This window comes from Roseateles sp. P5_B10, assembly GCF_056400485.1.
This window is the reverse complement of the sequence record NZ_JBFULE010000954.1, coordinates 1-1833: the sequence shown is the minus strand read 5'-3', so window position 1 is coordinate 1833 and position 1833 is coordinate 1. Positions and strand designations below refer to the sequence as shown.

1 protein-coding gene and 1 pseudogene are annotated in these 1833 nt (G+C 63.6%); both read left to right on the top strand.

Features of this window, described 5'->3' with window-relative positions:
* Positions 1 to 263, top strand: a pseudogene (locus AC1DU6_RS29680) (hypothetical protein); the annotation flags it as partial.
* A gap of 9 nt (positions 264 to 272) precedes the next feature.
* Positions 273 to 1833: cbb3-type cytochrome c oxidase subunit I (locus AC1DU6_RS29675; protein ID WP_477861599.1), on the top strand; the 1561-nt coding region annotated here is incomplete at its 3' end.

Below are 1833 nucleotides of genomic sequence, written 5' to 3'. Positions count from 1 at the left end.
CCAGTGTCGAGCCCGGCCTTTGGAGCGCCATCGTCGACCGCTGCGTCGACGGCAAGAAGATGTGCGCCAGCCAGATGATGGCCATCGACGCAGCCGGCGGTGCCGGCAAGGGCGGCGTGGCCAGCACGATGCGCAGCCCCTGGCGCGATGCCGAAGGGAACAGGCGCGACCGCATGGTGGTGGCCGCGCTGTGCACGCCGACCAACCTGCTGGGCCTGCCTGTCGAAGCCCCCGAGGCTTCACCCGTCGCGCTGAAGAACTGAGACCGACCGATGTCCAATCCCGTCGTTGCCCAACACCAGACGCTCGATCAGCTGCATCCCATCCTCGGCCGCCTCGGCTGGGACTCGCTGCCGCTGCACGAGCCCATCCTCATCGCCACCTTCATTGCCGTGGTGCTGGGCGGCGCGCTGGTGTTCGCGCTGATCACCAAGTTCCGCCTCTGGGGCCATCTGTGGACCGACTGGATCACCAGCATCGACCACAAGAAGATCGGCATCATGTACATCATCCTCGGCGTGGTGATGCTGCTGCGCGGCTTCGCGGACGCGCTGATGATGCGGGCGCACCAGGCCATGGCCTTCGCCGACAACGCCGGCTTCCTGCCGCCGCACCACTACGACCAGGTCTTCACGGCCCACGGCGTCATCATGATCTTCTTCGTCGCGATGCCCTTCGTGACCGGGTTCATGAACTATGTCGTGCCGTTGCAGATCGGCGCACGCGACGTCGCCTTCCCCTTCCTGAACAACTTCAGCTTCTGGATGACGGCCGGCGGCGCTGTGCTGGTCATGATCTCGCTGTTCATCGGCGAGTTCGCCAAGACCGGCTGGCTGGCCTATCCGCCGCTGTCGGGCATTCTCGCCAGCCCGGATGTCGGGGTGGACTACTACCTGTGGTCACTGCAGATCGCAGGCGTGGGCACGACGCTGTCGGGCATCAACCTGATCGCMACCATCATSAAGATGCGCGCGCCGGGCATGACGATGATGAAGATGCCTGTCTTCACGTGGACGTCGCTGTGCACCAACGTGCTCATCGTCGCGACCTTCCCCGTGCTGGCCGCAACGCTGGCGCTGCTGACGGCCGACCGCTATCTGGGCACCAACTTTTTCACCAACGACCTTGGCGGCAACGCCATGCTCTATGTGAACCTGATCTGGATCTGGGGCCACCCCGAGGTCTACATCCTGGTGCTGCCGGTGTTCGGCATCTTCTCGGAGGTGGTGTCCACCTTCAGCCGCAAGAAGCTGTTCGGCTATGCGTCCATGGTCTATGCCACGGTCGTCATCACCATCCTGTCCTACCTCGTCTGGCTGCACCACTTCTTCACGATGGGCTCGGGTGCCAGCGTGAACAGCTTCTTCGGCATCACGACGATGATCATCTCGATCCCGACGGGCGCCAAGATCTTCAACTGGCTGTTCACGATGTACCGCGGCCGCATCAAGTTCGAGGTGCCGATGCTGTGGACGGTCGGCTTCATGATCACCTTCACCATCGGTGGCATGACCGGCGTGCTGCTGGCCGTGCCGGCGGCCGACTTCGTGCTGCACAACAGCCTCTTCCTGATCGCCCACTTCCACAACGTCATCATCGGCGGCGTGGTGTTCGGTGCCTTCGCCGGCATCAACTACTGGTTCCCCAAGGCCTTCGGCTTCCGCCTGGATGCCTTCTGGGGCAAGGTCTCATTCTGGTGCTGGTTCATCGGCTTCTGGGTCGCGTTCACGCCGCTGTACGTGCTGGGCCTGATGGGCATCACGCGCCGTGTCAGCCACTTCGACGACACGACGCTGCAACCCTATTTCGTCGTCGCCGCCATCGGTGCGGGCA